Genomic DNA, 26747 nt, shown 5'->3' with positions numbered 1-26747 from the left:
ATATTCCAATAAAGCATAGCTATGCGGCGCCCGATCCGGCGCGATGCCTGACTTCGGGGAAGAAGCCGTACAGCAATTCGATGGTGCGCTCGGCCAGCGTGGTCAGAGGCCTTTCGGCGGACGTCGCCAGGGAAAGCGTGCTGCGCATGCGCGGCGCGATGATTCTTCGCGTGGCCAGGTGCTCGGCCTCCCCGCTCGCCCGCAAGCCGTGTTCGGTCACCACCGCCACGCCCATGCCTTTGCTCACGAGGTCCACGATGGTGGCGACCGCGTCGATCTCGAGCACCACCGTGGGCTTGACGCCGATGTTGGCCATGCGGGTCTCGACCAGCATGCGCAGGGGATGCGGCCTGGACGGGATGATCAGGGGCATGCCGGCGATTTTTTGCAGGGCGATCGACGTGCCCCTGCCCCAGCCCGGAAGATCGCGCCGGCCCACGAGCAGCAGGTCGTCTTCGCGGATGAGGTGGATGTCCAGGCTGGGCGACGGCACCGGATCATGCAGCAGGGCGATGTCCAGCCGGCCTCCCAGGAGCCATTCGTACAGGTGCACCGTCAGGCCTTCCGTGATGCAAAGATCGGCCTTGGGATACAGGCGCTTGAATTCCTGCACGAAGGACGCCGTGATGATTTTCCCCACCGAGCGGGGAAAGCCGATGGCGACGCGCCCCAGCGGGACCCCGCGCGCGTCCTCGACGTCGTGCCGCGCGTGCTCGAACTGGGCCTGGATGTTGCGCCCGTGCGCCAGCAGCCGCTTGCCCGCCTCGGTCAGGCTCACGCCGCGGCCGTTCCGGTAGAACAGGCTTTGCCGCAACTCGACCTCCAGCCTGCGCACCTGGCGGCTGAGGGCCGGCTGGCCCACCCCCAGCACGGTGGCCGCCTTGCTGAAGCTGCCCAACTCGGCAACATAGATGAAGTATTCCAGCTGGCGCAGGTCCATGCCGTCTCCTTGCTTTGTTTTTCCGGGCCGGACTCGGGCGGGGCCGACCCTACGCCGGAAGAAATCACGCTATCATTTAACCCTTCGACGTCCGCGCGGCCAAGCCGCGCCACGACGCCCGGCCGCGCCTCGAGGCGGTCCGGCCCCATATCGATCCGATTACACGCACATCTTATGCTTCCTGGGCAACAACAACAGCTGATTTCGCTTCTGCAGGCCGCCGTGGGCGCCATCGTTCCCGAGGCCTCGCCCGCCATTCTCCTCGAACGCCCCAAGGTCGCCGCCCACGGCGACATCGCCACCAATGTGGCCATGCAGCTGGCCAAGCCGGCGAAACGCAATCCCCGCGAACTTGCCCAGCAAATCGTCGACGCTCTGACGGCCGACCCGGCCGCCGGCGAACTCATCGCCTCGGCGGAAATCGCCGGCCCGGGCTTCATCAATTTCCGCCTGTCCACCGCGGCCCACCAGGCGGTGCTGGCCGCCATCGCCCAGGAGCAGGAACGCTACGGGCAACTGCCGGCCAGGCGGGAAAAACTGCTGGTGGAATTCGTGTCCGCCAATCCCACCGGCCCGCTGCACGTCGGGCACGCACGGCAGGCCGCATTGGGCGACGCCCTGTGCCGGCTGTTCAGCGCGCAGGGCTATGAGGTCACGCGCGAGTTCTACTACAACGATGCCGGCAACCAGATCGACAACCTGGCCGTCAGCGTCCAGGCGCGCGCAAAAGGCATCGCGCCGGACTCCCCGGACTTTCCGGCCGACGGATACAAGGGCGACTACATCCTCGACATCGCCCGCGATTTCCAGGCCGGCGCGACCGTCCAGGCGTCCGACGGCGCGCCCGTCACGGCCAGCGGCAACCTGGACAGCCTGGACGACATCCGCGCCTTCGCCGTGGCGTATCTGCGCCGCGAACAGGACCTGGACCTGAAGGCCTTCGGCCTGGAGTTCGACAACTACTATCTTGAAAGCTCGCTCTATACCAGCGGCCGCGTCGAACAGACCGTGCGGGCGCTGATCGCCTCCGGCCACACCTACGAAAGCGAAGGCGCCCTATGGCTGCGCACCACCGAACTGGGCACCGGCGACGACAAAGACCGCGTGATGCGCAAGTCCGAGGGCGGCTACACCTATTTCGTTCCCGACGTCGCCTACCACGTCGCCAAATGGGAACGCGGCTTCCATCGGGCCATCAACATCCAGGGCTCCGACCACCACGGCACGGTGGCACGCGTGCGCGCGGGCCTGCAGGGCCTGGGCCTGGGCATCCCCAAGGATTTCCCCGCCTACATCCTGCACAAGATGGTGAAAGTGGTGCGCAACGGGCAAGAGGTCAAGATATCCAAGCGCGCGGGCAGCTATGTCACGATGCGCGACCTGATCGACTGGGTGGGCCAGGATGCCGTGCGCTACTTCCTGATCCAGCGGCGCGCCGACTCGGAATTCGTCTTCGACATCGATCTGGCGCTGTCCAAGAGCGAAGAAAACCCCGTCTATTACATCCAGTATGCGCATGCGCGCATCTGTTCGATGCTGGCCCAGTCGGCCGAGCCGGCCGAAAAGCTGGCCGGCGTTTCCGCAAGCCCGCTGACGGCGCCGACCGAAATCGCGCTGATGCGGCGCCTGGCGGAATATCCCCGCACCCTGTCCCTGGCGACCCAGGAATTGGCGCCGCACCATCTGGCCTTCTGGCTGCGCGACTGCGCGGCCGACTTCCACGCCTGGTACAACGCCGAACGCGTGCTGGTCGACGACGAGGCCCTCAAGCTGGCGCGGCTGCGGCTGGCCGGCGCCACACGCCAGGTCATCGCCAATGGTCTCAGCCTGCTTGGGGTGTCCGCTCCTGAAAGGATGTAAGCTCTGCTCATGGCCCGTTCCAGTCGAAAATCCTCCAGCGCAAAATCCGGCAGCACCCTGTTCGGCATCCTGATCGGGCTGATCGTCGGCCTGGCGGCCGCGGTGGCGGTGGCGCTGTTCGTCACCAAGGTTCCCATGCCTTTCGTGGACAAGGCCAGCCGCGACCCCGCCAAGACCTTGCTGCCCGACGTGCGCGACGCGCCCGACCCGAACATCGGCCTGTACGGAAGCGGCGCTCCGGCAGGGTCCGCCGCCGGCGGCTCCCCCGTCACCCCGCCGGCGCCGCTGCCCGACATCCCCCCGGTGGCGTCCAGCCCCGGCGCGGTCGCGCCGGGCCAGGACAGCATCGGCAATCTGATCGCCAGCCTGTCGGACCCTCCCGCCACCGCGCCGTCCAAGCCGCCCGCCGCGCCCGGAACGGGCGCCAAGCCGGTGGTGCCGGGCACCGAGGCGCCGCCGCCCGCGCGCAGCAAGCCCGCCGCCGGCACCCAGACCACGTATTACCTGCAGGCGGGCGCTTTCCGCTCCGAAGCGGATGCGGAAGCGATGAAGGCGCGCATCCTGATGCTGGGCCTGCCGGTGCAGTTGCAGAAGGCACAGGTGAATGGCGGCACCATCCACCGTGTGCGCGTGGGGCCGTTCAAGGGCATAGACGAAATGAACCGTTCGCGCGAACGCCTGGGCAGCGAAAAGATCGAATCCTCGGTCGTGCGGCCATAGTCGCCATGCCGCGGTGAACTTGTCCAAGTCTGGCCGGTCTTAATGTGTTTGACTCTCCTGGAAACCGAAATGTCGCTCAAATCCTTGCTCTTACGCACCGTTGCATGCCTTGCCCTCGGCGCCGGAACGTTTCTGCTGCCGGCCGCTCAGGCCCAGGCCGCGGGCGCCAAGTACGTCACCATCGAACCGGCCCAGCCTTCCGATACGGCGGGCAAGACGGAAGTCCTGGAGTTTTTCTCGTACACCTGCCCGCATTGCAATGCGCTGGAACCGCTGGTGGACAAGTGGGCCAAGACGCTGCCGGACAATGTCGTGCTGCGCCGTGTGCCGGTGGCGTTCAATGCCAGCATGGAAGACTTGCAGAAGCTGTACTATTCCCTGGATGCGCTGGATCGCCTGGATCTGCATCCGGCCGTGTTCAAGGCCATCCATGTGCAGCGCAAGCGCATTTTCGACGCGAACGCGATCACCGACTGGGTGTCCGACCAGGGTGTGGACCGCAAGGCCTTCCAGGACGTCTTCAATTCCTTCGGGGTGAAATCGAAGGTGATGCGCGCCAATGAGCTCACCAAGGCCTACAAGATCGACGGCACGCCGAGCGTGGCGGTAGGCGGCAAATACGTGACGTCGCCGTCGCTGGCCGACAGCTATGAGGGCACGATCGCCGAGGCTCAGCGGCTTCTCGACAGCATCAAGTAAGCTGTATTTGGGCGGCGGCCTCGATGCGAGGCCGCCAGGCAGGAAACGGGATCAAGCGGCCTTCTCGAACGCCTGCGTCAAATCCGCGATCAGGTCATCCGGCGACTCCAGCCCGATATGGAAACGGATGACCGCATGGGAGCTGGGCTGCCAATAGCCGTGGCACTGGATCGACGCCGGGTCCACCAGCTGCACCAGGCTCTCGAAGCCGCCCCACGAAAACCCGATGCCGAACAAGGCAAGGCTGTCGACAAAGCGGCGCGCGGCCGGCTGATCCAGGCGGAGCTCCACCGAAAGCATGCCGTTCGAGCCGGCGCAGTCCCGCCGCCACAAGGCATGGCCCGCATCGTCCGGCCAGGCGGGGTGATAGATGCGGACCGTTTCGGGGCGCTTGGCCAGGAAGCGGCAGATCTCCATGGCGTTCGCGGCCGTCTGGCGCATGCGCAGCGGTAGCGTGCGCATGCCCCGGATTGCCAGCCAGGCGTCGTCCGCGCTGATGGAATACCCCATGGCGTAGTGCGTGTCGTTGATGCGCTTGATCAGCGCGGCGTCTTTCGCCATGACCGCGCCCAGCATCAAGTCGGAATGCCCGCCCACGTATTTGGTGCCGGCGACGACCGAGATGTCGGCGCCCAGGTCCAGCGGGCGATAGATGTAGCCCGACCCCCAGGTGTTGTCGGTGGCCAGTATCAAGCCATGCTTGTGCGCGAATTCCGCGAGCGCCGGGATGTCCAGCATTTCGAACAGCAGCGAGCCCGGCGATTCCACGTACAGCATGCGGGTATTGGGCTGCAGGCGCGCTTCCAGTTCCGCCACGGTGGCGCGGCAATAGGTGGTTTCGATGTCCATGCGCGACAACACGGTCTTGTCCAGGTAACGGACGGGCCCGTAGGCGCAATCGGCCACCAGCACGTGGTCCTTGCTTTTCAACACGCTGAAGAACGCCAGGGTGATGGCCCCCAGCCCGGAGGACGCCAGGTAGGCGCGCTCGGCGCCTTCCAGTTCGCAGAACATTTCCTCCAGCGCGGCATGGGTGTCCATGCCGACGCGGCCATAGGTCACGGCGCGCTCGCCGCGCGCCTTGCCGGCCTGGGCGCGTTCGAGCGCCGCCAGGTTCTGGAAGCGGACGGTGCTGGTGCGCATGGCGGGCAGGGCCACGGGCGCGGCGCCGGTGGTCGGGTCGAAAGCGGCGGTGCCGGCGTGCTGAAGCCGGGTGTCCAGATGTTTGCTAGCGTTATTAGCCATGTTGGGTACGAAGGGCCTTAAAATTTGTGAACCGCATAATCATAGTCCCACACAGGCAACCATGCTCACCCCCGACATCGCACTCTCATTTTTCGGCGTCGCCGTCCTGCTGGCGCTTTCCCCCGGTCCCGACAATCTTTTCGTGCTCATGCAATCGGCCATGTGGGGGCGCAGTTCGGGCATGTACGTGGTGCTGGGGCTGTGCACCGGGCTGGTGGGCCACACCGTGGCGGTGGCCGTGGGGCTGGCCGCGCTGTTCGCCGCCTCGGAAACCGCCTTCATGGCGCTGAAGCTGGCCGGCGCCGTGTACCTGGTCTATCTTGCCTGGGGGGCGTTTCGCGCCCCCGCCACGCTCAGCGCGCAGGAAGGGCCGCCCGCGCAAAGCCGGCTGCGGCTGTATCAGCGCGGCATCATCATGAACCTGAGCAATCCCAAGGTGTCCATTTTCTTCCTGGCTTTCCTGCCGCAGTTCACCGACCCGGACCGCGGTTCGGTCGCCATGCAGACGCTGAGCCTGGGCGCCCTGTTCATGCTGTCCACCCTGTTGGTCTTCGGCCTGGTGGCGTGGTTTGCCGGCGCCCTGGGCGAGCGCATGCAGAAGTCGCGCCGCGCCCAGCGGGTGCTGAACTGGACGGCCGGCACGGTGTTCCTGGGCCTGGCCCTGCGGCTGGCCCTGACGGAGCGTTGAAGCGCAGGGGCGGCAAGGCGCGGGCGCGGAAGATGCAGTCGCCGGGCCGGGCCGCCGCGCTTCAGCAGCCTATGCTCGCCGCTGGAAGCGGATGACGCCGTCTTCGCCGGTCTGGCGCGTCAGCTTGCCGTCGAAATACAGCGCGTGCAGGTGGGCCAGCGCCTCGCCCATGGCGAAGGTGAGCTGGTGCAGGTCGAGCTGGCGCTTGAACATCACCGGGACGATCTCCGCCGCGCTCTTCGGACCGGCGCAGGCGTTGTAGACCTCTTCCAGACGCTCCGCATGGTGGGCGTGCTGCTGTGCGATGCGCTCGTGCAGGCCGCGGAAGGGCCGGCCGTGCGAAGGCAGGACGAGGGTGTTTTCAGGCAGGTCGTCGTATGCGCGCAGGGAGTTCAGGTAGAGCGGCAGGGGGTTGCCGTCGGGCTCGTAGTCGAACACGCTGACGTTCGTGGAGATGCGCGGCAGGACCATGTCGCCGGAAATCAAGAGCTGCAGGGTGTCGCAATACAGCGACGCATGTTCGGGCGCATGGCCGTACCCCACGATCACCTTCCATTCCCGCCCGCCGATCTGCAGGCGGTTGCCGTCCATCATGCGGGAATAGCGCGCGGGGACGTCGGGCACCAGGTTGGGGTAGTAGCGGGCCCGCTGGCGGATCTGTTCCTGCGCGTCGGGGTCGGTCAGCCCATGCCGCGCGAAATGCGCGGCGGCCGATGCGCCGTTGGGCCCGCCCCCGCCTTCCCCCACGGGCTGCGACCACAGCCGCGCCACGCCCCAGTCGGTCATGGTCATCCATAGGCGCGCGTTCCAGCGTTCGCAAAGCCAATACGCCAGGCCGACGTGGTCGGGATGCATGTGGGTGACGATGACGCGGAGCACGGGCAGGCCGTCCAGCACGTTCTGGAAGACTTGTTCCCAAGTCTCTTTGACTTCGTCGCGGCTGACGCCGCAGTCGACGACGGTCCAACCTTCCTGGCCATCGATTTCGTCGCGCAGGAGCCAAAGATTGATGTGGTCGAGCGCGAACGGAAGCGGCATGCGTATCCAACGTACGCCGTCCGCTACGGCTATTGCGTGGCCGGCGGCGGGGATCTCGTCTCCGAAGGGATACGCCAGCTTCATTTCATTGGGATTCATCGTGTCTCCATCTATATGCCGGAAATGCCTTTTAACGCATATTATGGCATCATCAATTACGTTAACGTAAACGGTAACTCAGTTCGATGACCGATCCCCACTGGACTATCTCCGATCTGGCGCAGGAATTCGCCATTACGCCCCGTACGCTTCGCTATTACGAGGACCAGGGGATCGTGAGCCCCGCCCGGGACGGCCGCAACCGCATCTACTCGTCGCGGGACCGCACGCGGCTGAAGCTGGCTCTGCGCGGCAAGCGTCTGGGCTTGCAGCTTGCGGAGATTCTGAGCCTGATCAACATGTACGACGCGCCGGGAGATACCACGGCGCAGCTGAAGCATTACATCGAGATCCTGGAACGGCATCGGTCGACATTGCAGCAGCAGCAGCGGGATCTGCGCGAGACCTTGGCGGAAATCGAGGCACAGCTGGATCACTGCCAGGAGCTGTTGGGACAGCACGGCTGATTTCGGCTGCGCCGTTCTTTCTGTTCTGTTTTGGCGGCACCGTTCTGTTTGGCTGCGCCGTTCAGTGATACGGCGCCACGATCCCGCCGTGCCTGCCATCAGCCAACATCACTCCCCTACCGGCCAAGCGCCGCTTGTCAGCAAACCAGCCCGCCACTGAAAAAGCAGCAGCGCCTCGATCCTCCTTGCCATGAGGCCTGCCAGGTGCTTTGGCCGGGCAGTCCTGCGCAGCAGGACCGGGTCACGGGAGCGAGAACACCCGCTCAGCATCTGGCAGGCCGGCTAAAGAAACCAAACAACGGCGCAGCGACAAATAGCCGGCCGCCAAAAATACAACATCGGCACAGCGACAAACAAGCAAGCCAGCAAAAAACCGCCACAGAACGCGCAAACCCCACCCACGCTCCCAAACAAAACCATCCCCACACACCCCAAGCCTTCTGTCATTTAATTGTATATATACAATCTAATAATCTATTTGACAATTTCAACCGGCAAGAATAAAGTGACCACAACGCCGACCCCAAGAGCACCACGACATGCCCAAACTCACCGACTACACCTCATACGCCGACGCCCAACGGCACTGGAGCCCCCAAAAGCTCTGGGACCTCTTCGACGGCACCCGCGAGCGGCTGAACATCGCGCATGAATGCATCGACCGCCATGCCGGCGACCCCGACCGCGTCGCCATCATCGTCGCGCACGCCGACGGCCGCGACGAAATCCTCACCTATCGCCAGATCGCCGACGAATCCTCCCGCTTCGCCCACTACCTCGCCGCGCAAGGCATCGAACCCGGCGACCGCGTGGCCATCATGCTCGAGCCCTCCCGAGCCTTCTACTCCACCCTGTTCGGCGTCATGAAAACCGGCGCCATCGCGGTTCCCCTGTTCACCCTCTTCGGCCCCGACGGCATCCGCCTGCGCGTCCAGGACTGCAGCCCCAAACTGCTGCTCACCAACGACGACAAGATCGGCGTGGTGGAACAAACGCCCGGGCTGCGCTGCCTGGTCGTCAACGACAGCTTCCTGGCCGGCCTGTCCCGCTACGACGCCCACTACCCCACGCGCAGCCGCGCCGACGACCTGGCCATCTTCCAGTACACCTCCGGCACCACCCGCGAACTGCCCGACGCCATCAAGCACACCCACAAGGCCCTGGTCACGCTGATGGTGGCGGCGCTTTATGGAACCGGGCTGCGCCCCGGCGACCGCTACTTCTGCCCATCCTCCCCCGCCTGGGGCCATGGGCTGTGGCACGGCACGCTGGCGCCCCTGGCGCTGGGCCTGACCATAGGCGCGTTCTCGGGCAAGTTCAACGCAAGCCGGCTGCTTCGTGCGCTGAGCGAACACCGGTTCACGAACATGTCGGCCGCCGCCACCCATTACCGGATGATCCGCAACAGTCCCGACGCCCGCGCCCATTCCTACAGCATCCAGAAGCTTTCCTTCACCGGCGAACCCATAGACGGCGCCACGGAAACCTTCATCGAAGAACTGTTCGGCACCCAGGTCTGCAGCATGTACGGCACGACCGAAATCGGCGTGATCCTGGTGTCCTATCCCGGCGCCGAAGATTTCCCCGTGAAGCACGGCGCCCTGGGCAAGCCCATACCGGGCGGCGTCGTCGAGGTGCAGGACGCGGACGGCAAGGTCTGCCCGCCGGGCGTGGTCGGTGAAATGAAAGTCCTGCGCCGGGGCAAATGGATCGCCACCAAAGACCTCGGCCGCACCGACGAAGACGGCTATTTCTATCACGCCGGCCGCGCCGACGACGTGATCATCTCGGCCGGCTGGACGATGAGCGCGGTGGAGATCGAGGACGCCATCCTGAAGCACCCCGACGTGCTCGAAGCGGCCGCCATCGGCGTCCCCGACGAATTGCGCGGGCAAGTGGTCAAGGCCTTCGTCATCGCCAAACGCCCGGGCGACGAACAGCTGAAGCAGGAAATCCAGGACACCGTCCGGTCCCGCCTGAGCCAGCACGAATACCCCCGCCACATCGCCTTCGTGTCCGAACTGCCCAAGACGCCGGCGGGCAAGATCCATCGCAAGAAACTGCGCGAACAGGAAGTCCGGAACAGCCTGCCCGAGGCCGAGCACACCATCCCCTAACCGCAACAGACACCCAGAACAGACCACCAGGAGCAACCATGGACATGCCAACCCGCAGCTTCCCGAAAATCACCGAGCACGATCTCGAAGCCCTCAGCCGCCGCATCGGCGTGAAGATCACCGAAACCGTCGAGCCCTGGTGCCACGAAGCCACCCGCGACAACATCCGCCACTATGCCCACGGCATCGGCGACGACAACCCGCTCTGGTGCGACCCCGACTATGCCGCCAAAACCAGGCACGGCGGCATCATCGCCCTGCCCAGCTTTCTCTTCGCCACCAACCGCATCGTGTCCGGCTACGTCGGCGGCCTGCCCGGCGTCCACGCCATGTGGTCCGGCGCCGACTGGACCTGGCACAAGACCGTGCGCCGCAACGATGAAATCTTTTCCGAAGCCACGCTCAAGGCCCTGATTCCCCACGAGACCCGCTTCGCCGGCCGCGCCATCCAGCAGATCTACAACGTCCAGTTCTACAACCAGGACGGCGACCGCATCGCCGAGGCCGACAGCTGGTGCTTCCGCACCGAGCGCGACCATGCTCGCGAAGTCGGCACCAAGTACAAGGAAGTCCGCGAACGCGCACCGCGGCGCTACACCGACGAAGAGCTGCGCGAAGCCTACAAGCTCTATGCCCAGGAAGAAATCCGCGGCGCCACGCCACGCTACTGGGAAGACGTCAACGTCGGCGACGAACTGCCCGTCCTGTTCAAGGGCCCCATGACCGTCACGGGCTTCATCGCCTATGCGCAGGGCTGGGGCGGCCTCTACATCCGGGCCAACAAGCTGGCGTGGCAGCTCATCGACGCCCATCCGGGCGTGGGCATCAAGAACCGCTTCGGCATCCCCGACGTGCCCGAGCGCGTCCACTGGGAAGAGGATTTCGCGCTCGAGGTCGGCGCGCCCGGCGCCTATGACTACGGCCCCGAACGCAACTCCTGGCTGACCCACCACCTGACCAACTGGATGGGCGACGACGGCTTCCTGCACAAGTCCCTGTGCAAGGTCCGCCGCCACAATCCAGAAGGCGACATGCTGTTCATCAAGGGCAAGGTCACCAGGAAATACGAAAGCGAAGGGCGGCACCTGGTCGAGATCGAACAGGAAGGCCGCAATCAAGACGACGAACTTTCGGTCATCGGGACGGGCGTCGTCCAGCTCCCGAGCCGCGGCTGACATGGCCGCCCCCCAAGCCCAGGACACGGTCTGGCCCGCCGCGTCCGAAGGCGCCGGCGCGCTGCGGGGCGTGCGCGTGGTGGACTTGTCCCGCGTGCTGGCCGGCCCGCTGTGCACGCAAATGCTGGCGGACCACGGCGCCACCGTCATCAAGGTCGAACCGCCCTTCGGCGACGAAACCCGCAAATTGGGGCCGCCCTTCGACGAGCGCGGCAACGCCGCCTATTTCTCCGCGCTGAATCGCGGCAAGCAGGCGATCGCGCTGGACCTGTCCCGGGCCGAAGACCAGGAAGTGCTGTTCACGCTGCTGCGCGACGCCGACGTGCTGGTCGAGAACTTCCTGCCCGCCACCATGGAGAAATGGGGCCTGGGATACGAAGGCCACCTGGCGCAACGCTACCCGCGTCTGGTCTATTGCAGCATCAGCGGGTTCGGCGCCACCGGCCCGCTGGGCGGGCTGCCCGGGTACGACGCCGTGCTGCAGGCCATCTGCGGGCTGATGAGCATCAACGGTTCGCCGGAAACCGGGCCCACCCGCATCGGCATCCCGGTCGTGGACCACCTCACGGCCTATACGGCGTTCTCGGGCATACTCATGGCCTTGCTGGCGCGCGAGCGCAGCGGCAAGGCGCAGCGCGTGGAAGCCACGCTGTTCGATACGGCGCTCAGCCTGCTGGTGCCCCATGCGGCGAACTGGCTGCAGTCCGGGCAGCCGCCGCAGCTGCTGGGCAGCGCGCACCCCAACATCGCTCCCTACGACAGCTTCAAGACCCGCGACGGCCTGGTGTTCCTGGGCATACTGAACGAGCCTCAGTTCCACAAATTCTGCCGCTGCATCGGCAAGCCCGAACTCGCCGAGCACCCCGATTTCTGCTCCAACGCGCAAAGGCTCAAGAACCGCCCGCGCCTGCGGGAGGAAATCGAAAGCGTCCTGGAAAACTGGGAAAAAGCGCCTTTGTGCGACATGCTCATGCAACAAGGCATACCGGCCGGGCCCGTGAACACCGTGCCGGAAGCGCTGGCCCAGGCCCATACCCGCCATCGCGGCATGGTCGTGGACCGGCCCGACTACAAAGGGCTGGGCGTGCCCATCCGCCTGTCGGACACTCCCGGAGCGCCGGGCGCCCGCCCCCCGGATTTCGACGAACACCGCGCCATCAAGCACGGCGGCGCGGCGCTGCCCTGCCCGTCCGACCCATAGGCGGGGCGCAGCCACCAAAGCCTCATAACAACCAAGGAGACAAACCATGCACACCAAATTCAAATCGATCGCCGGCGCGGCAGTCCTGGCCATGCTGGGCACAGTTCCGGCCCACGCCGCGGGCTACCCCGACAAGCCCGTCAAGATCCTCGTCGCCTACCAGGCCGGCCAGGGCACGGACACCATCTCCAGATACGTGGCCGACCACCTGACCAAAGCCATGGGCCAGACCTTCTACGTCGAAAACAAAGGCGGCGCCGGCGGCAATATCGGCACGCAGGCCGCCGCGCGGGCCGAGCCCGACGGCTACACCCTGACCATGGGCACGAACGCCACCCACAACCTGAACGCCTTCCTGTATTCGTCCCTCGGCTTCGACCCGGTGAAGGATTTCGAGCCCGTCATCCTCGTCGGGACTTTCCCCATGGTCCTGGTCACCAAGGCCGACTCGCCATTCAAGACCACCACCGACATCATCAACAAGGCCAAGAGCGAAGGGCGCGCGGCCGATATCGGCATGCCCAGCACCACGTCGCGGCTGGTCTACGAGCTCTTGAAAGAGCAAAGCGGCGCCCCGCTGTTCGGCGTGCCCTACAAGGGCTCGTCCATGGCCATGACCAATGTGATCGGCGGGCAGATCCCGCTGTCCATCGACACCATCACCGCCGCGCGCCCGCAGATCGACGGCGCCAAGCTGCGCGCCATCGCCGTCACCAGCAAGTCCGAAACCAAGCTGCTGCCCGGCGTCCCCACCGTGGCCAGCCAGGGCCTGCCGGGCTTCGAGGTCATCGCCTGGAACGCCCTGTTCGCCCCCAAGGGCACGCCGGCCGATGTCGTCACCAAGCTCAACCTGGAACTGCAGAAGTTCTTCGCCATGCCCGAAACCCAGGAACGCCTGCTGGCGATGGGCCTGGACACCGGCGGCGGCACGCCGAAGGACCTGGCCAGCTTCGTCCGGGCCGAACAGGAAAAATGGGGCCCCATCATCAAGAAGGCTGGGATCAAGATCGACTGACTCCATGAACAGGGTGCTGGAAAACGCGGATGAGGCGCCATACACAGGCTTGATAGAATCTTGCATTGCACAATGCGCGTTCATCCGCTACGGTTTCCAGCATGACAGACATCCAAGACAACGCCGCCCCCGTCCGGTCCGGGCCGCGCATACGCCCGGTGCCGGCCGTGACCAGGGCGGTCGCCATCCTGCGCCTGCTGGGCCGCACCAAGGAACCCATGAACGTCAAGTCCATCTCGGACGAGCTCGGCCTGGTGCCCAGCACCTGCCTGCACATCCTGCGCGCCCTGACGGCCGAGAAGCTGCTGAGCTTCGACCCCGCCTCGAAGCGCTACCGGCTGGGGGCGGGCATGCTGGCGCTGGCGCGCGGCGTGCTGGAGACCAACCATTTCGCGCAGCTCGCGCAGCCCATCCTGGACGACCTGGCGCGGCGCTGGAGCGTCACCGCGATCGGCGTCGAAGTGGTGGACCTCAGCCAGATGGTGGTCACGGCGCTGTCGCGCTCCAAGCTGCCCTTCCGCCTGCACGTGGACGTGGGCAGCCGCTTCCCGGGCCTGATCAGCGCCACGGGCCGGCTGGTCGCGGCATTCAGCCAGCATTCCTTGAAAGAGATCCAGGCGCAATTCGCGTCCCTGCGCTGGCAGCAGCCGCTGAGCTTCGAAGACTGGTGGCGCGAAGTCGAGGCCTCGCGGGCCCAGGGCTACAGCTTCGACCAGGGCAACTACATCGCCGGCATCACCTTGATCGCCGTGCCGGTGCTGGATGCGCAAGCGCACATCACGCACACCATCGTGGTGGCCAGCATCGTCAATCAGCTGTCGGAGGCCGAGACACAGGATCTGATCCGGGAACTGAAGACGCATGCCGCGAATCTGTCCCGGCAGCTTTTTTCACTGGAATGACGCCATGACCCAACCGGACCGCGCCCCCGAGGCGAACCCGCCCTCGCCGTGGCGCGTCCATGCGCAATCGGGGCTCATGGGCACGCTGGGCCCGCTGATGTCGCGGCGCGAACCCGGCGGCTGGGCCTATGCCATCGAATTGCGCGACGAGCACCTGAACCGGGCGGGCATGGTGCACGGCGGCACCCTGGCGGCCCTCATGGACCATGCCCTGAGCACCATCGCCTGGGACCGCGCCGGCCGCCTGCCCTGCGTCACGGTGCAGCTGAACATGAACTTCCTGGGCCCCTCACGGGCCGGCCAGCTGCTGGTGGCGCGCGGCCGCGTCGACCATGAATCGGGCTCGCTGATTTTCCTGGGCGGGTCGCTGCACGCCGACGATGTTCTGGTGGGCAGCGCCCAGGCGATCATGAAACGGCTGAAGGCGCGGGACCCGGACGGAGCCTGAGCGATGACGAACGAGGTTTAGGGAAAACGCCCATGGTTTACGTTTACGTAAACGGAATATAGTGTTCCATGCCAAGATGCGCAGTGCTGTCCCCTCTTTCCTTACCCGCTTGACAACGGAGCTCACCATGAATCTACCCGGCCTGGATTTCGACCTTGGTCCCGACCTTGAAATGCTGCGCGACACGGTGCATCACTTCGCCCAGGCGGAAATCGCGCCGCTTGCGGCCGAGGCCGACCGCAGCGACCAGTTTCCCATGGGCTTGTGGCGCAAATTCGGCGACCTGGGGCTGCTGGGCATGACGGTCGGCGAAGAATACGGCGGCAGCGCCATGGGCTATTGGGCGCACATGATCGCCATGGAGGAAATCTCGCGCGCCAGCGCCTCCATCGGGCTGTCCTATGGCGCCCATTCCAATCTGTGCGTGAACCAGATCCACCGCAACGGCACCGAGGCCCAGAAGCGCAAATACCTGCCCCGGCTGCTGTCCGGCGAACACGTCGGCGCCCTGGCCATGAGCGAGCCGGGCGCAGGTTCCGACGTGGTCAGCATGAAGCTGCGCGCGGAAAAGCAAGGCGACCGCTACGTGCTGAACGGCACGAAAATGTGGATCACCAATGGTCCGGATGCCGACACCCTGGTGGTCTACGCCAAGACCGACCCGCAAGCCCGGCAACGCGGCATCACCGCCTTCCTCGTCGAAAAGGGGTTCAAAGGCTTTTCGGTGGCCCAGAAGCTCGACAAGCTGGGCATGCGCGGCAGCCATACCGGCGAACTGGTGTTCCAGGACTGCGAGGTGCCCGAGGAAAACGTGCTGGGCGCGGTCAACGAAGGCGTCAAGGTGCTGATGAGCGGCCTGGACTACGAACGCGCCGTGCTGGCGGGCGGCCCGCTGGGCATCATGCAGGCCGTCATGGACGTGGTCGTGCCCTATGTGCACGAGCGCAAGCAGTTCGGCCAGGCCATCGGCGAATTTCAGCTCATCCAGGCGAAAATGGCCGATCTGTACACCACGCTGCAGGCCAGCCGCGCCTTCTGCTACGCCGTCGGCCGCAACCTGGACAAGCTCGGCAGCCAGCACGTGCGCCAGGTGCGCAAAGACTGCGCGGCCGTCATTTTGTACACCGCCGAAAAAGCCACCTGGATGGCCGGCGAGGGCATACAGATACTGGGCGGCAACGGCTACATCAATGAATATCCCACCGGCCGCCTGTGGCGCGATGCCAAGCTGTATGAAATCGGCGCCGGCACCAGCGAGATCCGCCGCATGTTGATCGGCCGCGAACTTTTCAACGAAACCGCCTGATCATGACCAGACCACTAGCCGAAAAACGCGGGCCATGCTATGTTGCAATGCAGCATAGCATGGCGCGGTAATCGGCCACCGCCCCCGAACCGAGGAATCGCATGAACTTCGCCGGAGACCATCAACGCATCGAGCCCGTCGGGCGCCGCAACCCGCAGCCGCGGGCCGTGGCCCAGGCTCTGCTGGATGGTTTCAACCGGCACTATGCCTTGTTCCGCTATGGGGCGCAGCGCGCCAAGGCACTGTTCGAATCGGGCGACTGGCGCGGCATACAGCAGCTGTCCAGCGAGCGCATCGAATACTACGACACCCGGGTCCGGGAATGCACGGCGCTGCTCGGCGCGGCCCTGAAAGGCGGCGAGGCCCGCCGCCCCGAGCCCGGCCGCAGCCTGGACCCCGACCAGGTCGCCTTCTGGCAGGACGTCAAAAGCGAATTCGTCTCGCTGCTGTCGGGCCACCGGCAGCCCGAATGCGCCGAGACGTTTTTCAATTCCGTGTCCTGCCGCGTGCTGCACCGCGACTATTTCCACAATGACTTCCTCTTCGTGCGCCCGGCGGTGGCCACGGAATACCTGGACGGCAAGCTGCCTTCCTACCGCGTGTACTACCCGAGCCAGGAAGGGCTGGAAAAATCCCTGATCCGGATGATCGCCGATTTCGGCCTGGCGGCTCCCTTCCTGGACCTGCCCGCCGACGCCCGCAGGCTGGCGCGCATGGCGCTCAGGCGCTTGTGCTCTGCGCTGCCGCGCGGCGCGGGCCGGCGCATCGCCGCCGACTGCCAGATCCACGTCCTGAATTCGCTGTTCTTCCGGAATAAAGGCGCTTATGTGGTGGGCCGCCTGATCAACCAGGGCGCCATCCACCCTTTCGCGATCGCGCTGCTGCGCACGCCGTCGGGCCATATCCAGCTGGATGCGCTGCTGCACACGGCGGATGACCTGAGCACCTTGTTCAGCTTCGCCCGGGCCTATTTCCTGGTCGACATGGAAACGCCGGCCGCCTACGTCGGCTTCCTGTCCAGCCTGCTGCCGCGCAAGCCCAAGGCGGAACTGTACAGCGCCATCGGGCTGCAGAAGCAGGGCAAGACGCTGTTCTACCGCGATTTCCTGCACCACCTGGCGCATTCGCACGACGCCTTCGACGTCGCGCCGGGCATACGGGGCCTGGTCATGACCGTGTTCACGCTGCCCTCGTACCCCTATGTCTTCAAGCTGATACGCGACCGCATCGCCAAAGACGGCATGGACCACGCCACCGTGCGCCGCAAATACCAGATGGTCAAGAAGCACGACCGGGTCGGACGCATGGCCGACACCTGGGAATACTCGCAAGTGGCGTTGCCGCGCGCGCGCTTCTCGGACGCCCTGCTGGCGGAATTGCGCAGCCAGGTTCCCAGCCTGATCGAAGAAAAGGACGACGCCATCATCCTGCGCCACGTGTATATCGAACGCCGGATGACACCCTTGAATCTCTATCTGGCGCATGCGTCCGACGCCGTGCTGGAAGCCGCCGTGAAGCAGTACGGCAACGCCATCCGTGAACTCGCCGCCGCCAACATCTTCCCCGGCGACATGCTGTACAAGAATTTCGGCGTCACGCGCCTGGGGCGCGTTGTATTCTATGACTACGACGAAATTCAGCGGATGACGGAAATGCAGTTCCGGCGCATTCCACCCGCGCCCAATCCCGAAGCCGAGATGTCGAGCGAGCCGTGGTATCCGGTCGGCCCGAACGACGTATTCCCAGAAGAATTTCGCGTATTTCTGCTGGGCGACCCGCGCGTGAGGGCCGCCTTCCTGAAGCATCATGCCGAGCTGCTCGACGCGGACTGGTGGCAAGCCTGCCGGGACCGCGCGGCGCAAGGCCGCATCGAAGATATCTTTCCCTATGAAAACGACCGGCGCCTGCATTTCCGCAATTTCCGCGCCGCGGTCTCTTTACCTACAGGAGCCAATCATGTCTGATCCTATCGTCCTCGTTTCCGTCGCCCGCACGCCCATGGGCGGAATGATGGGCAGCCTGTCCGGGCTGGCCGCCCACCAGCTGGGCGCCATCGCCATCAAGGCCGCCGTCGAGCGCGCCGGCATCCCCGGGGATGCCGTCGACGAAGTCATCATGGGCAACGTCCTGCAGGCCGGGCAGGGCCAGGCTCCCGCCCGCCAGGCGGCGCTGGGCGCCGGCCTGCCCCGGCAGGTCGGCTGCACCACCATACACAAGGTCTGCGGGTCGGGCCTGAAGGCGGCCATGTTCGCGCACGACCTGCTGGTGGCGGGCAGCGCCGACGTCGTCGTGGCCGGCGGCCAGGAAAGCATGAGCAACGCGCCCTATCTGCTGCTGCGCGGGCGCCAGGGCTATCGCTACGGCCATTCCACCGTGTACGACCACATGGCGCTGGACGGCCTGGAAGACGCCTACCAGCGCGGCACCGCCATGGGCGTGTTCGCGGAAGACTGCGCCGCCAAGTACAGCTTCACGCGTGAGCAGCAAGACGCCTTCGCGCTGGAATCGCTGCGCCGCGCCCGCGCCGCGACCGAAGACGGCAGCTTCAAATGGGAAATTGCGCCGGTCACGGTGCCGGGCCGCAAGGGCGACACGGTCATCGACACGGACGAGGCCCCCGCCAAGGCCCTGCCCGAAAAGATCCCGACCCTGAAGCCCGCCTTCAAGAAAGACGGCACCGTGACGGCCGCCAACGCCTCTTCCATCTCCGACGGCGCCGCCGCCATGGTGCTGATGCGCGAATCGACCGCCAAGAATCTGGGCGCCACCCCGCTTGCCCGGGTGGTCGCGCACAGCCAGCATTCGCAGGAACCCGAATGGTTCACCACCGCCCCGGTCGGCGCGATCCAGAAGCTGCTGTCCAAGACCGGCTGGAGCGCCTCCGAAGTCGACCTGTACGAAATCAACGAAGCCTTCGCGGTGGTGACGATGGCGGCCATGGCGGAAATCGGCCTGTCGCATGACAAGGTCAACGTGCACGGCGGCGCGACGGCCCTGGGCCACCCCATCGGCGCATCCGGCGCCCGGCTGCTGACCACGCTGGTCGGCGCGCTGCGCAAGACGGGCGGCAAGCGCGGCATCGCCTCTTTGTGCATAGGCGGGGGCGAAGCGGTGGCCCTTGCCATCGAAATGGCCTGACGCGCCGGCATCGCGGGGCGCCGCGGCCCAGGCCGGCGCCCTTTTTTTCAACCCCAAGCCTCCAGGAAGAGCAATGCCCGTCATCGAATCCCGGATCAACCCGAGGTCGCAGGCCTTCATCGACAACGCCCGCGCCATGCAGGCCCAGCTCGACGACCTGCGCGCAAAACTCACGCAAACCGCCAAAGGCGGCAATGACGCATCGCGCGCGCGCCACGTGGCGCGCGGCAAGCTCCTGCCCCGGGACCGGGTCGAACGCCTGCTCGACCCGGGCACGCCCTTCCTGGAACTTTCCCCCATGGCCGCCCACGACGTCTATGGCAACGCGTCCCCCGGCGCCGGCATCATCACCGGCATCGGCCGCGTCGCCGGCGTGGAATGCATGATCGTCTGCAACGACGCCACGGTCAAAGGGGGAACCTATTACCCGCTGACCGTCAAGAAGCATTTGCGGGCGCAGGAAATCGCGCAGCAGAACCGGCTGCCGTGCATCTACCTGGTGGACTCGGGCGGCGCCAACCTGCCCAACCAGGACGAGGTCTTCCCCGATCGCGAGCACTTCGGCCGCATCTTCTACAACCAGGCCACGATGTCGGCCCAGGGCATTGCCCAGATCGCCGTGGTGATGGGGTCCTGCACCGCGGGCGGCGCCTATGTGCCCGCCATGAGCGACGAATCCATCATCGTCAAGAACCAGGGCACCATCTTCCTGGGCGGCCCGCCGCTGGTCAAGGCCGCCACGGGCGAAGAGGTCAGCGCCGAGGACCTGGGCGGCGGCGACGTCCACACCCGGCTGTCGGGCGTGGCCGACCACCTGGCCAACAACGATCTGCACGCGCTCTACCTGGCGCGCGGCGCCGTGGCGCGGCTCAATCACCGCAAGCCCGCGCAGCTGCGCCGCCACGCCTATGCCGAGCCGCTGTACGATCCGCAGGAGCTGAACGGCATCATCCCGACGGACACCCGCAAGCCCTACGACGTGCGCGAAGTCATCGCCCGCATCGTCGACGGCTCCGAGTTCGACGAATTCAAGGCGCGCTTCGGCACGACGCTGGTCACCGGCTTCGCGCACATCCACGGCATGCCGGTGGGCATCGTCGCCAACAACGGCATCCTGTTTTCCGAGGCGGCCCAGAAAGGCACCCACTTCATCGAACTGTGCTGCCAGCGCAAGATCCCCCTGGTATTCCTGCAGAACATCACCGGCTTCATGGTGGGCCGCAAATACGAAAACGAAGGCATCGCGCGGCACGGCGCCAAAATGGTCACCGCCGTATCGACCGCGGCCGTGCCCAAGTTCACCATCCTGATCGGCGGCTCCTTCGGCGCCGGCAACTACGGCATGTGCGGACGCGCCTTCGGGCCGCGCCTGCTGTTCCTGTGGCCCAATGCCCGCATCTCGGTCATGGGCGGCGAGCAGGCCGCCAGCGTGCTGGCCACCGTGCGCCGCGACGGCATCGAGGCCAAGGGCGGCACCTGGTCGGCCCAGGAAGAAGAAGCCTTCAAGGCCCCCATACGCGAGCAATACGAAAAGGAAGGCCATCCCTACTACGCCACCGCCAGGCTGTGGGACGACGGCATCATCATGCCCGCCGACACCCGGCGCGTCCTGGCGCTGAGCCTGTCCGCCGCGCTGAACGCCCCCATCGAAGACACGCGCTTCGGCGTGTTCCGCATGTAATCAAGGAGTCGCCGTGTTCAACACCCTACTGATCGCGAACCGTGGCGAGATCGCATGCCGCGTCGCCGCCACCGCGCGGCGCCTGGGCCTGCGCACCGTTGCCGTCTATTCCGAGGCCGACGCGCAGGCGCGCCACGTCGCCGCCTGCGACGTGGCCATCCCCATCGGCGGCCCCGAGCCGCGCGACAGCTACCTGCGCGGCTCGGCCATACTCGACGCCGCCCGCGCCGCGGGCGCCCAGGCCATCCATCCGGGCTATGGCTTCCTGTCCGAAAATGAAGGATTCGCCCAGGCTTGCGCCGACGCGGGCATCGTCTTCGTGGGGCCGCCGGCCGGCGCCATCGCGGCCATGGGCAGCAAGTCGGCGGCGAAATCGCTGATGGAAACCGCCGGCGTTCCGCTCGTGCCCGGCTACCACGGCGAAAACCAGGATCCCGAATTCCTGCAGGCCCAGGCCGAACTCATCGGCTACCCGGTGCTCATCAAGGCGAGCGCGGGGGGCGGCGGCAAAGGCATGCGCATCGTCGCCTCGGCCGCCGCCTTCCGGGAGGCCCTGGCGTCCTGCAAGCGCGAAGCAGCAAGCAGCTTCGGCGACGACAAGGTCCTCATCGAACGCTATCTGCAGAAGCCGCGCCACATCGAAATCCAGGTGTTCGCCGACCGCCATGGGAACTGCGTCTACCTGTTCGAGCGCGACTGCTCGGTGCAGCGCCGCCACCAGAAGGTCATCGAAGAAGCCCCCGCCCCGGGCATGACGGACGAACGCCGGCGCGCCATGGGCGAGGCCGCCGTCGCCGCCGCGCGCGCCGTCGGCTATGTCGGCGCCGGCACGGTGGAATTCATCGCCGAGCCCGACGGACGCTTCTACTTCATGGAAATGAACACGCGCCTGCAGGTGGAGCACCCCGTCACCGAGATGATCACCGGCCACGACCTGGTGGAATGGCAGCTGCGCGTCGCCGCCGGCGAACCGTTGCCGGTGGACCAGGCCCAGCTGGCGTTCAGCGGCCATGCCATCGAAGCGCGCATCTATGCCGAGAACCCGGACAACGGCTTCCTGCCCTCCATCGGCCGGCTGGACGTCCTGAATCTTCCGCAACACGTGGCGTTCGTCAACGGCGACGTGCGCATAGACGGCGGGGTGCGCGAAGGCGACGCCATCACGCCCTATTACGACCCCATGATCGCCAAGCTCATCGTGCGGGGCGACGACCGCGACCAGGCCCGGGCCCGCATGGCGCAGGCGCTGGAAGACCTGCAGTGCGTCGGCGTCCAGACCAACGTCGCGTTCCTGCGCCGCCTCATGCTGGACGAGGCCTTCGCCCAGGCCGACCTGGATACCGGCCTGATCGAACGCCGCCATGACAGCCTGTTCCCGCCGCCCGCGCCGGCGTCCGATACCGCATGCGCGCTGGCGGTCGCCGCCGTGCTGGCCGGCCGAGGCCAGACCAGTTCCGACGCACACCGGCGCGCCGCCGGCATCGACCCCTGGGACGCGCTGGACGGCTGGCGCATCGGCGGCGTCTATGAAAGGCCATTCTCCTTGCGCCACCACGAAGACACCCGCACGGTGCTCCTGCGGCGCGTTGCCGACCAATGGCTCTGCTCGGCCGGCGGCGCCATGCAGCCTTTCGAGTGGCGGGCGGAAGTCCTGCGCCCCGGCCAGTGCGAGGTCCGCATCCGCCTCGGCGAGGTCGACGCGCGAGCCAAGGTGATCACCCGGGGCGACCGCATCCATGTCCATGCGGACGGCGCCCTGACCGTGCTGGAGCACCACGATCCTCTTGCGCATTCCGTGGATGAAAGCAGCGACCAGGGCGGCAGCCTGACGGCGCCCATGCCGGGGAAAATCATCTCCATCGCCGTCAAGCCCGGCGATACCGTGAAAGCCGGCGATGCGCTGCTCGTGATGGAAGCCATGAAAATGGAGCACACGATACAGTCGCCCAAGGACGGAACCGTGCGGGAAGTGTTTTTCGCGCTCGGCGACCAGGTGGGGGACGGGGCGGAATTGCTGGCGCTGGATTAGGGCGTTTTCACGTTTTCAATCTGGCTGCCCGCATGCCCATAGAAGGCGAGAGTTGCAGCATGCCCAGGCATGTTGCAACACGACCTGGCGAGTAGTGCCCCGCCATGGCCATGCAGCGCCGGCCTGGGATCACGAAGCAAATACCTTCTTCCTTGCGCCCCTCCAGGATCCCCTCGCGCTTCCACTGCCAGGCCTGCGTCTTTTTGGTCAGACGCGAACGTTCGACAGTGTAGGCAATTGCTCCATGGTTGCAGCGATGGTTTGCAGACCGGCCCTGAGCCCAGCCTGCGTTACCGCGCCCGCCAGGCCGATCCGTATACCTTCCTGACGTGATGGTGGATCCACAGCGAAAGGCCGCGACCCTGTGACGAGCACACCGCGCTCACGCAATACGCCGATCAGCGAATCTTCTGTCCAGCTGGCGGGCACGTTCAGCCACGCCGTTGGCGACAGCTCATGCCGGGTAGTCAAATGGGCGGACAGCTCTTCATAAAGAATCGCGTTGCGCGCGCGCAGTTCGCGGCGCTGGACTTCGATCAACCGTGCCGCCGTGCCGTCGAACATCCAGCTGTAGGCGATCTCAGCCATCAGCGGCGCCGTATTCCAGCTGACGGCGCGCAAAATGCCCGCGATGCGCAGGCAGAACAAATGTGGGGCAACCAAGTATCCCACCCGCAAGCCGGTCATGACCGATTTGGTCATGCTCGTCACCGTGAATCCCAATTCGGGAACCAGCTCTGAAATCGACGGCAAGGAATCCGACAGCAGGGGCCGATAGACTTCGTCTTCGATCACCGCCACTCCGTGCCGTTGCGCAATGGCGGCGATCTGCTCCCTTCGGGCCAGAGAAGCAAGATGGCCGATCGGGTTGCCGAAGGTTGGAACCCATACCAGCGCCGCAACCTTGAATTGGCTGCATGCGGCATCGAATGCATCTGGCAGCACGCCCTCATGATCGGTTGGCAAGCCACGCAGTTTCAGGCCCAGCACATTGGCTGCGCCGATGATGCCATTCTCGGTCAGATGCTCGGTCAGCACAGTGTCGCCAGGACGGCCGACGGCTGCCAGTGCCAGGAAAATCGCTTGCGTGGCACCGTTGGTGATGATGAGGTTTTCCGTGCTTGCGCATATGCCCCGCGCATTCAGCCAACCGGCGGCGATGTCCCTGTGCCGAACCAGGCCGGCAACGGGTCTGGACGGATACATCCACGTGCTGTTGTCTTCCTGGGACAAGGCCTGCATGAGCTGGCGCGCGGCCGTTTCATGGGCTTCCGTATAAATGCCCTGTACCACGGACAAATCAATGTCGTCGCCCGTACCGGGCGCCGCGAGAAAAGAGCCCGCCGCAGCGGCCCTGGCGGTCACGAAGCTGCCTCTGCCAACCACCGAGCTCACTACCCCCCGGCGCTGCAACTCCTGATAGCAGTTGCTGACCGTCTGCACCGACATGCCCAGGCGCGCGGCCAGGTCGCGCTGGGTAGGCAGTTGCACTCCGCTGCCCAGCTTGCCCGATTCGATCGCATCAAGAATCGCCGCCGTCAACGCGGCATGCTTGGGGCGGCCCCGTATCTGAATGCCGTCTATCCAGTCGTCCATTGAATTTTCCTTTCTTTGCCGCGAATTGTACCAGATCAATAAATCACTTGACCGACATATTGGATTGATATTAATCTGAAATTGTTCTAATTTTATTCTAGCGATTTTTTCTAAAACAAAACGAGGAGACAACCATGCGACTATCCGGCTCATTGAAAGCGCTCATGATGGCTGCGGCCATGCTGGTCATCGGCTCCGCGCCCGCCGCGGCGGACAACTCTTTGGAACGCATCAAGAAGGAAGGAAAATTCGTCGTCGGTATCTACAACCAAGCGCCCTGGGGCTGGCGGGACGCTTCGGGCGAACTCAAGGGATTCGACGTCGACATCATCAAGGAAGCACTCAAGCCTTTGGGCATCCAGAAAATCGACGTCGTCATCACGCAGTTTCCGGCGTTGATTCCAGGCCTGCAGGCCGGCCGTTTCGACGCCGCCACCGGCGGCCTGTACATCACTCCCCAGCGGTGCAAGCTCGTCTCGTTCACCGAAACCACGCTCAAAGTGCCCGACGCGGCCATCGTCAGAGCGGGCAATCCTAAAAACATCCGCGGCTTCGCCGACATCGCCAACAAAAAAGATGTGATCTTCGGCGCCACCCGGGGCAGCCTGACCGCCAAGCATGCCGACATGGCCGGCGTTCCCAAGGATCGCCAGATCTTGTTCCAGGACAACCAGTCCACCATGTCCGCCTTGCTCGCCGGCCGTGTCGACGTCCAGGTATCCACTTCCGGTGCAGCAGTCGCCTTGCTTTCCGATCCGAAGGTGCAGGGCCTGGAACGCGTCGTGCCTTTCGAAGGCGTCAAAGATGCTCAGGGCAACGAAGTATTCGGCAATGTGGGTGTCGCCTTCCGCCTCGAAGACATCGCCCTGCGCAACGCTTTTGATGCCGAAATCGGGCGCATGAAGCAGGACGGGCGCCTGCTGGAAATCATGAAACGTTACGGCTTCACGGAATCCGAGACAGCCGCCACGACACCGCGCGACCAGCTTTGCAAAGAATAAAGCCCCCCCGGACGGCGGCGTATCCGCCCGCCGTCCGGCCTTGAAGGCAATCCGGATCCCACTATGTCACTTCTAGAGATTCTGGCCGGCATCCTGGAAGGCGCCGACATCACCCTGCAGGTGGTCGGCTACGCCTTGCTGTATGCCATTCCCTTCGCATTCGTGTTCGGCATACTTCAATACCTTACGCGAGGCCTCCCGCGCAAAGGCATCACGTTCATCATTGAATTCTGGCGCAGCAACGCGGTCATCATCCTACTTTACGTGTTCTATTATCTGCTGCCCTTCGTCGGACTGCGCTGGTCCGCCATGAGCGTCGCAGCACTGGTGATCGGGTGCAACGTAGGCGCATACGGCAGCCAAGTGGTGCGCGCCGCGCTGCAAACGCTGGCCCGCGGGCAAATCGAAGCGGGCGCCGCCCTAGGCTTGCCCAGGCTGCATGTGTTGGCTCTGGTGGAGCTGCCCCAAAGCATCCGGCTCATGATTCCGTCGCTGATCAATGAAGCCATACGGCTCATACAAAGCACGGCGCTCGTGTCGTTGCTGGCGCTTTCGGACATGACGTTCAAAGCCAAGGAGATCGGCCAGATCACATACCAGCCGGTCGAAGTCTATAGCGCTCTGCTGCTGGCCTATTTCGTCCTCGCCTACCCTTTCGCATTACTGGGGCGTCGTCTGGAATCCTGGACCACACAAGGAAAGCAGTGACATGAAATTCGACGTCCAGTTCGCCCTGTCGATCACGCCGCTCATTCTGGAAGCGGCCATCACCACGATCTGGGTCACCATCGTCAGCAGTCTGCTCGCCACCGTGCTGGGGTTCGCCCTGGAACTGATGCGCCGCGTCAACCGGCCGATCGCGCTCGTCATGACGGTCGTCATCGATTTCTTCCGGATCACTCCCATCCTGGCGTTGCTGTACTTCCTGTATTTTGTCCTGCCTTTCTACAACATCCATCTGTCGGCGATCACCGTCGGCATCATGACGCTGTCCCTGCACTACGCCGGCTATCTGGCAGAGGTATTCAAGGCGGCGATCACATCCATTCCACATGGCCAGACGGAAGGCGCGCAAGCGCTAGGGCTGCGCAGACCGCACATCGTTTTCATGATTCTGCTGCCGCAGATCCTGCGCAACGCAATACCCGCCATTGCCAATTATGTGCTGTCCATACTGAAGTCCACGCCTTATCTCGCCGTGGTCGCCGTACCCGAAATGCTGGGCGTGGCAATGGACAAGGCGGCTGAGTCCTTCACCTACGTCGAGCCCATGGCCGTCGTCGGCCTGCTGTTTTGCCTGTTCTGCTATGCGGCCGCACGCTCGCTCGACATGGTCCATAAGCACCTGCGCCGCCACGATTGACCCCTACTCCCCCACCTCA

Annotated in this window: 23 protein-coding genes; 19 read left to right on the top strand and 4 right to left on the bottom strand. The window is 65.1% G+C overall.

The window, feature by feature from the left end:
• Positions 1 to 19 precede the first annotated feature (19 nt).
• On the bottom strand, positions 20 to 940 hold the full coding sequence (locus H0A72_RS02645; RefSeq protein ID WP_180153490.1) for a LysR family transcriptional regulator: 921 nt from the start codon (positions 938 to 940) through the stop codon (positions 20 to 22).
• A 174-nt stretch (positions 941 to 1114) separates the two neighbouring features.
• Here H0A72_RS02645 and argS point away from each other — a divergent pair, with 174 nt between their 5' ends.
• The 3 genes from argS to H0A72_RS02630 all read left to right on the top strand — a co-directional run bounded on the left by argS (position 1115) and on the right by H0A72_RS02630 (position 4219).
• Positions 1115 to 2800, top strand: a complete 1686-nt coding sequence (gene argS / locus H0A72_RS02640) for an arginine--tRNA ligase (protein WP_180153489.1) — start codon at positions 1115 to 1117, stop codon at positions 2798 to 2800.
• 9 nt (positions 2801 to 2809) lie between these two features.
• Positions 2810 to 3520 carry an SPOR domain-containing protein gene (locus H0A72_RS02635; RefSeq protein ID WP_180153488.1) on the top strand — a complete coding sequence of 237 codons (711 nt, stop codon included), beginning with the start codon at positions 2810 to 2812 and terminating at the stop codon, positions 3518 to 3520.
• A 69-nt stretch (positions 3521 to 3589) separates the two neighbouring features.
• On the top strand, positions 3590 to 4219 hold the full coding sequence (locus H0A72_RS02630; RefSeq protein ID WP_180153487.1) for a thiol:disulfide interchange protein DsbA/DsbL: 630 nt from the start codon (positions 3590 to 3592) through the stop codon (positions 4217 to 4219).
• Positions 4220 to 4270: 51 nt separating this feature from the next.
• Here H0A72_RS02630 and metC read toward each other — a convergent pair whose 3' ends face one another.
• Positions 4271 to 5464: a cystathionine beta-lyase gene (gene metC / locus H0A72_RS02625; protein WP_180153486.1), complete on the bottom strand. Its 1194-nt coding sequence runs from the start codon at positions 5462 to 5464 to the stop codon at positions 4271 to 4273.
• A gap of 61 nt (positions 5465 to 5525) precedes the next feature.
• Here metC and H0A72_RS02620 point away from each other — a divergent pair, with 61 nt between their 5' ends.
• Entirely contained in the window at positions 5526 to 6152 is a 627-nt protein-coding gene (locus tag H0A72_RS02620; protein ID WP_180153485.1) for a LysE family translocator, read from the top strand.
• Between the two features lie 69 nt (positions 6153 to 6221).
• On the opposite strand, the gene H0A72_RS02615 is transcribed toward H0A72_RS02620, so the two are convergent.
• On the bottom strand, positions 6222 to 7289 hold the full coding sequence (locus H0A72_RS02615) for an MBL fold metallo-hydrolase (protein ID WP_180153484.1): 1068 nt from the start codon (positions 7287 to 7289) through the stop codon (positions 6222 to 6224).
• An 86-nt stretch (positions 7290 to 7375) separates the two neighbouring features.
• On the opposite strand from H0A72_RS02615, the gene H0A72_RS02610 reads away from it, so the two are divergent.
• The 12 genes from H0A72_RS02610 (at position 7376) to H0A72_RS02555 (ending at position 22768) form a co-directional block, all read left to right on the top strand.
• Positions 7376 to 7756, top strand: coding sequence for a MerR family transcriptional regulator (locus H0A72_RS02610; protein WP_180153483.1), 381 nt, complete (start codon positions 7376 to 7378; stop codon positions 7754 to 7756).
• Positions 7757 to 8295: 539 nt separating this feature from the next.
• Positions 8296 to 9873 carry an acetate--CoA ligase gene (locus H0A72_RS02605; protein ID WP_180153482.1) on the top strand — a complete coding sequence of 526 codons (1578 nt, stop codon included), beginning with the start codon at positions 8296 to 8298 and terminating at the stop codon, positions 9871 to 9873.
• 38 nt (positions 9874 to 9911) lie between these two features.
• Positions 9912 to 11048 carry an FAS1-like dehydratase domain-containing protein gene (locus H0A72_RS02600; RefSeq protein ID WP_180153481.1) on the top strand — a complete coding sequence of 379 codons (1137 nt, stop codon included), beginning with the start codon at positions 9912 to 9914 and terminating at the stop codon, positions 11046 to 11048.
• 1 nt (position 11049) lies between these two features.
• Positions 11050 to 12249, top strand: a complete 1200-nt coding sequence (locus H0A72_RS02595) for a CaiB/BaiF CoA transferase family protein (protein ID WP_180153480.1) — start codon at positions 11050 to 11052, stop codon at positions 12247 to 12249.
• A gap of 46 nt (positions 12250 to 12295) precedes the next feature.
• Positions 12296 to 13264, top strand: a complete 969-nt coding sequence (locus H0A72_RS02590; protein WP_180153479.1) for a Bug family tripartite tricarboxylate transporter substrate binding protein — start codon at positions 12296 to 12298, stop codon at positions 13262 to 13264.
• Positions 13265 to 13365: 101 nt separating this feature from the next.
• Entirely contained in the window at positions 13366 to 14166 is an 801-nt protein-coding gene (locus H0A72_RS02585; RefSeq protein ID WP_180153478.1) for an IclR family transcriptional regulator, read from the top strand.
• Positions 14167 to 14170: 4 nt separating this feature from the next.
• Positions 14171 to 14614, top strand: coding sequence for a PaaI family thioesterase (locus H0A72_RS02580; RefSeq protein WP_180153477.1), 444 nt, complete (start codon positions 14171 to 14173; stop codon positions 14612 to 14614).
• Between the two features lie 127 nt (positions 14615 to 14741).
• Positions 14742 to 15920, top strand: coding sequence for an isovaleryl-CoA dehydrogenase (locus H0A72_RS02575; protein ID WP_180153476.1), 1179 nt, complete (start codon positions 14742 to 14744; stop codon positions 15918 to 15920).
• A gap of 101 nt (positions 15921 to 16021) precedes the next feature.
• A complete protein-coding gene (gene aceK, locus H0A72_RS02570) occupies positions 16022 to 17884 on the top strand; it encodes a bifunctional isocitrate dehydrogenase kinase/phosphatase (protein ID WP_180153475.1) in 1863 nt (620 codons plus the stop codon).
• Positions 17877 to 19058, top strand: a complete 1182-nt coding sequence (locus tag H0A72_RS02565; RefSeq protein ID WP_180153474.1) for an acetyl-CoA C-acyltransferase — start codon at positions 17877 to 17879, stop codon at positions 19056 to 19058. The genes aceK and H0A72_RS02565 overlap by 8 nt, the downstream gene beginning before the upstream one ends.
• Before the next feature lie 73 nt (positions 19059 to 19131).
• A complete protein-coding gene (locus H0A72_RS02560; protein ID WP_180153473.1) occupies positions 19132 to 20739 on the top strand; it encodes a carboxyl transferase domain-containing protein in 1608 nt (535 codons plus the stop codon).
• Between the two features lie 13 nt (positions 20740 to 20752).
• Positions 20753 to 22768 carry an ATP-binding protein gene (locus H0A72_RS02555; protein WP_180153472.1) on the top strand — a complete coding sequence of 672 codons (2016 nt, stop codon included), beginning with the start codon at positions 20753 to 20755 and terminating at the stop codon, positions 22766 to 22768.
• A 207-nt stretch (positions 22769 to 22975) separates the two neighbouring features.
• Here H0A72_RS02555 and ehuR read toward each other — a convergent pair whose 3' ends face one another.
• Positions 22976 to 24364 carry a MocR-like ectoine utilization transcription factor EhuR gene (ehuR, locus tag H0A72_RS02550; protein ID WP_180153471.1) on the bottom strand — a complete coding sequence of 463 codons (1389 nt, stop codon included), beginning with the start codon at positions 24362 to 24364 and terminating at the stop codon, positions 22976 to 22978.
• Positions 24365 to 24498: 134 nt separating this feature from the next.
• Between ehuR and ehuB the strand changes: the two genes are divergently transcribed.
• The 3 genes from ehuB (at position 24499) to H0A72_RS02535 (ending at position 26728) form a co-directional block, all read left to right on the top strand.
• Positions 24499 to 25365, top strand: coding sequence for an ectoine/hydroxyectoine ABC transporter substrate-binding protein EhuB (ehuB, locus tag H0A72_RS02545; RefSeq protein WP_180153470.1), 867 nt, complete (start codon positions 24499 to 24501; stop codon positions 25363 to 25365).
• Between the two features lie 63 nt (positions 25366 to 25428).
• Positions 25429 to 26073: an amino acid ABC transporter permease gene (locus tag H0A72_RS02540; RefSeq protein WP_180153469.1), complete on the top strand. Its 645-nt coding sequence runs from the start codon at positions 25429 to 25431 to the stop codon at positions 26071 to 26073.
• Position 26074: 1 nt separating this feature from the next.
• Complete coding sequence (locus tag H0A72_RS02535; RefSeq protein WP_180153468.1) at positions 26075 to 26728, top strand: amino acid ABC transporter permease; 654 nt, start codon at positions 26075 to 26077, stop codon at positions 26726 to 26728.
• Positions 26729 to 26747 lie beyond the last annotated feature (19 nt).

The sequence above is a fragment of the Parapusillimonas granuli genome, from assembly GCF_013416525.1.
Lineage (GTDB): Bacteria > Pseudomonadota > Gammaproteobacteria > Burkholderiales > Burkholderiaceae_B > Parapusillimonas > Parapusillimonas granuli.
The sequence above is the reverse complement of the archived record's forward strand: the minus strand, read 5'-3'. Positions and strand labels throughout refer to the sequence as shown.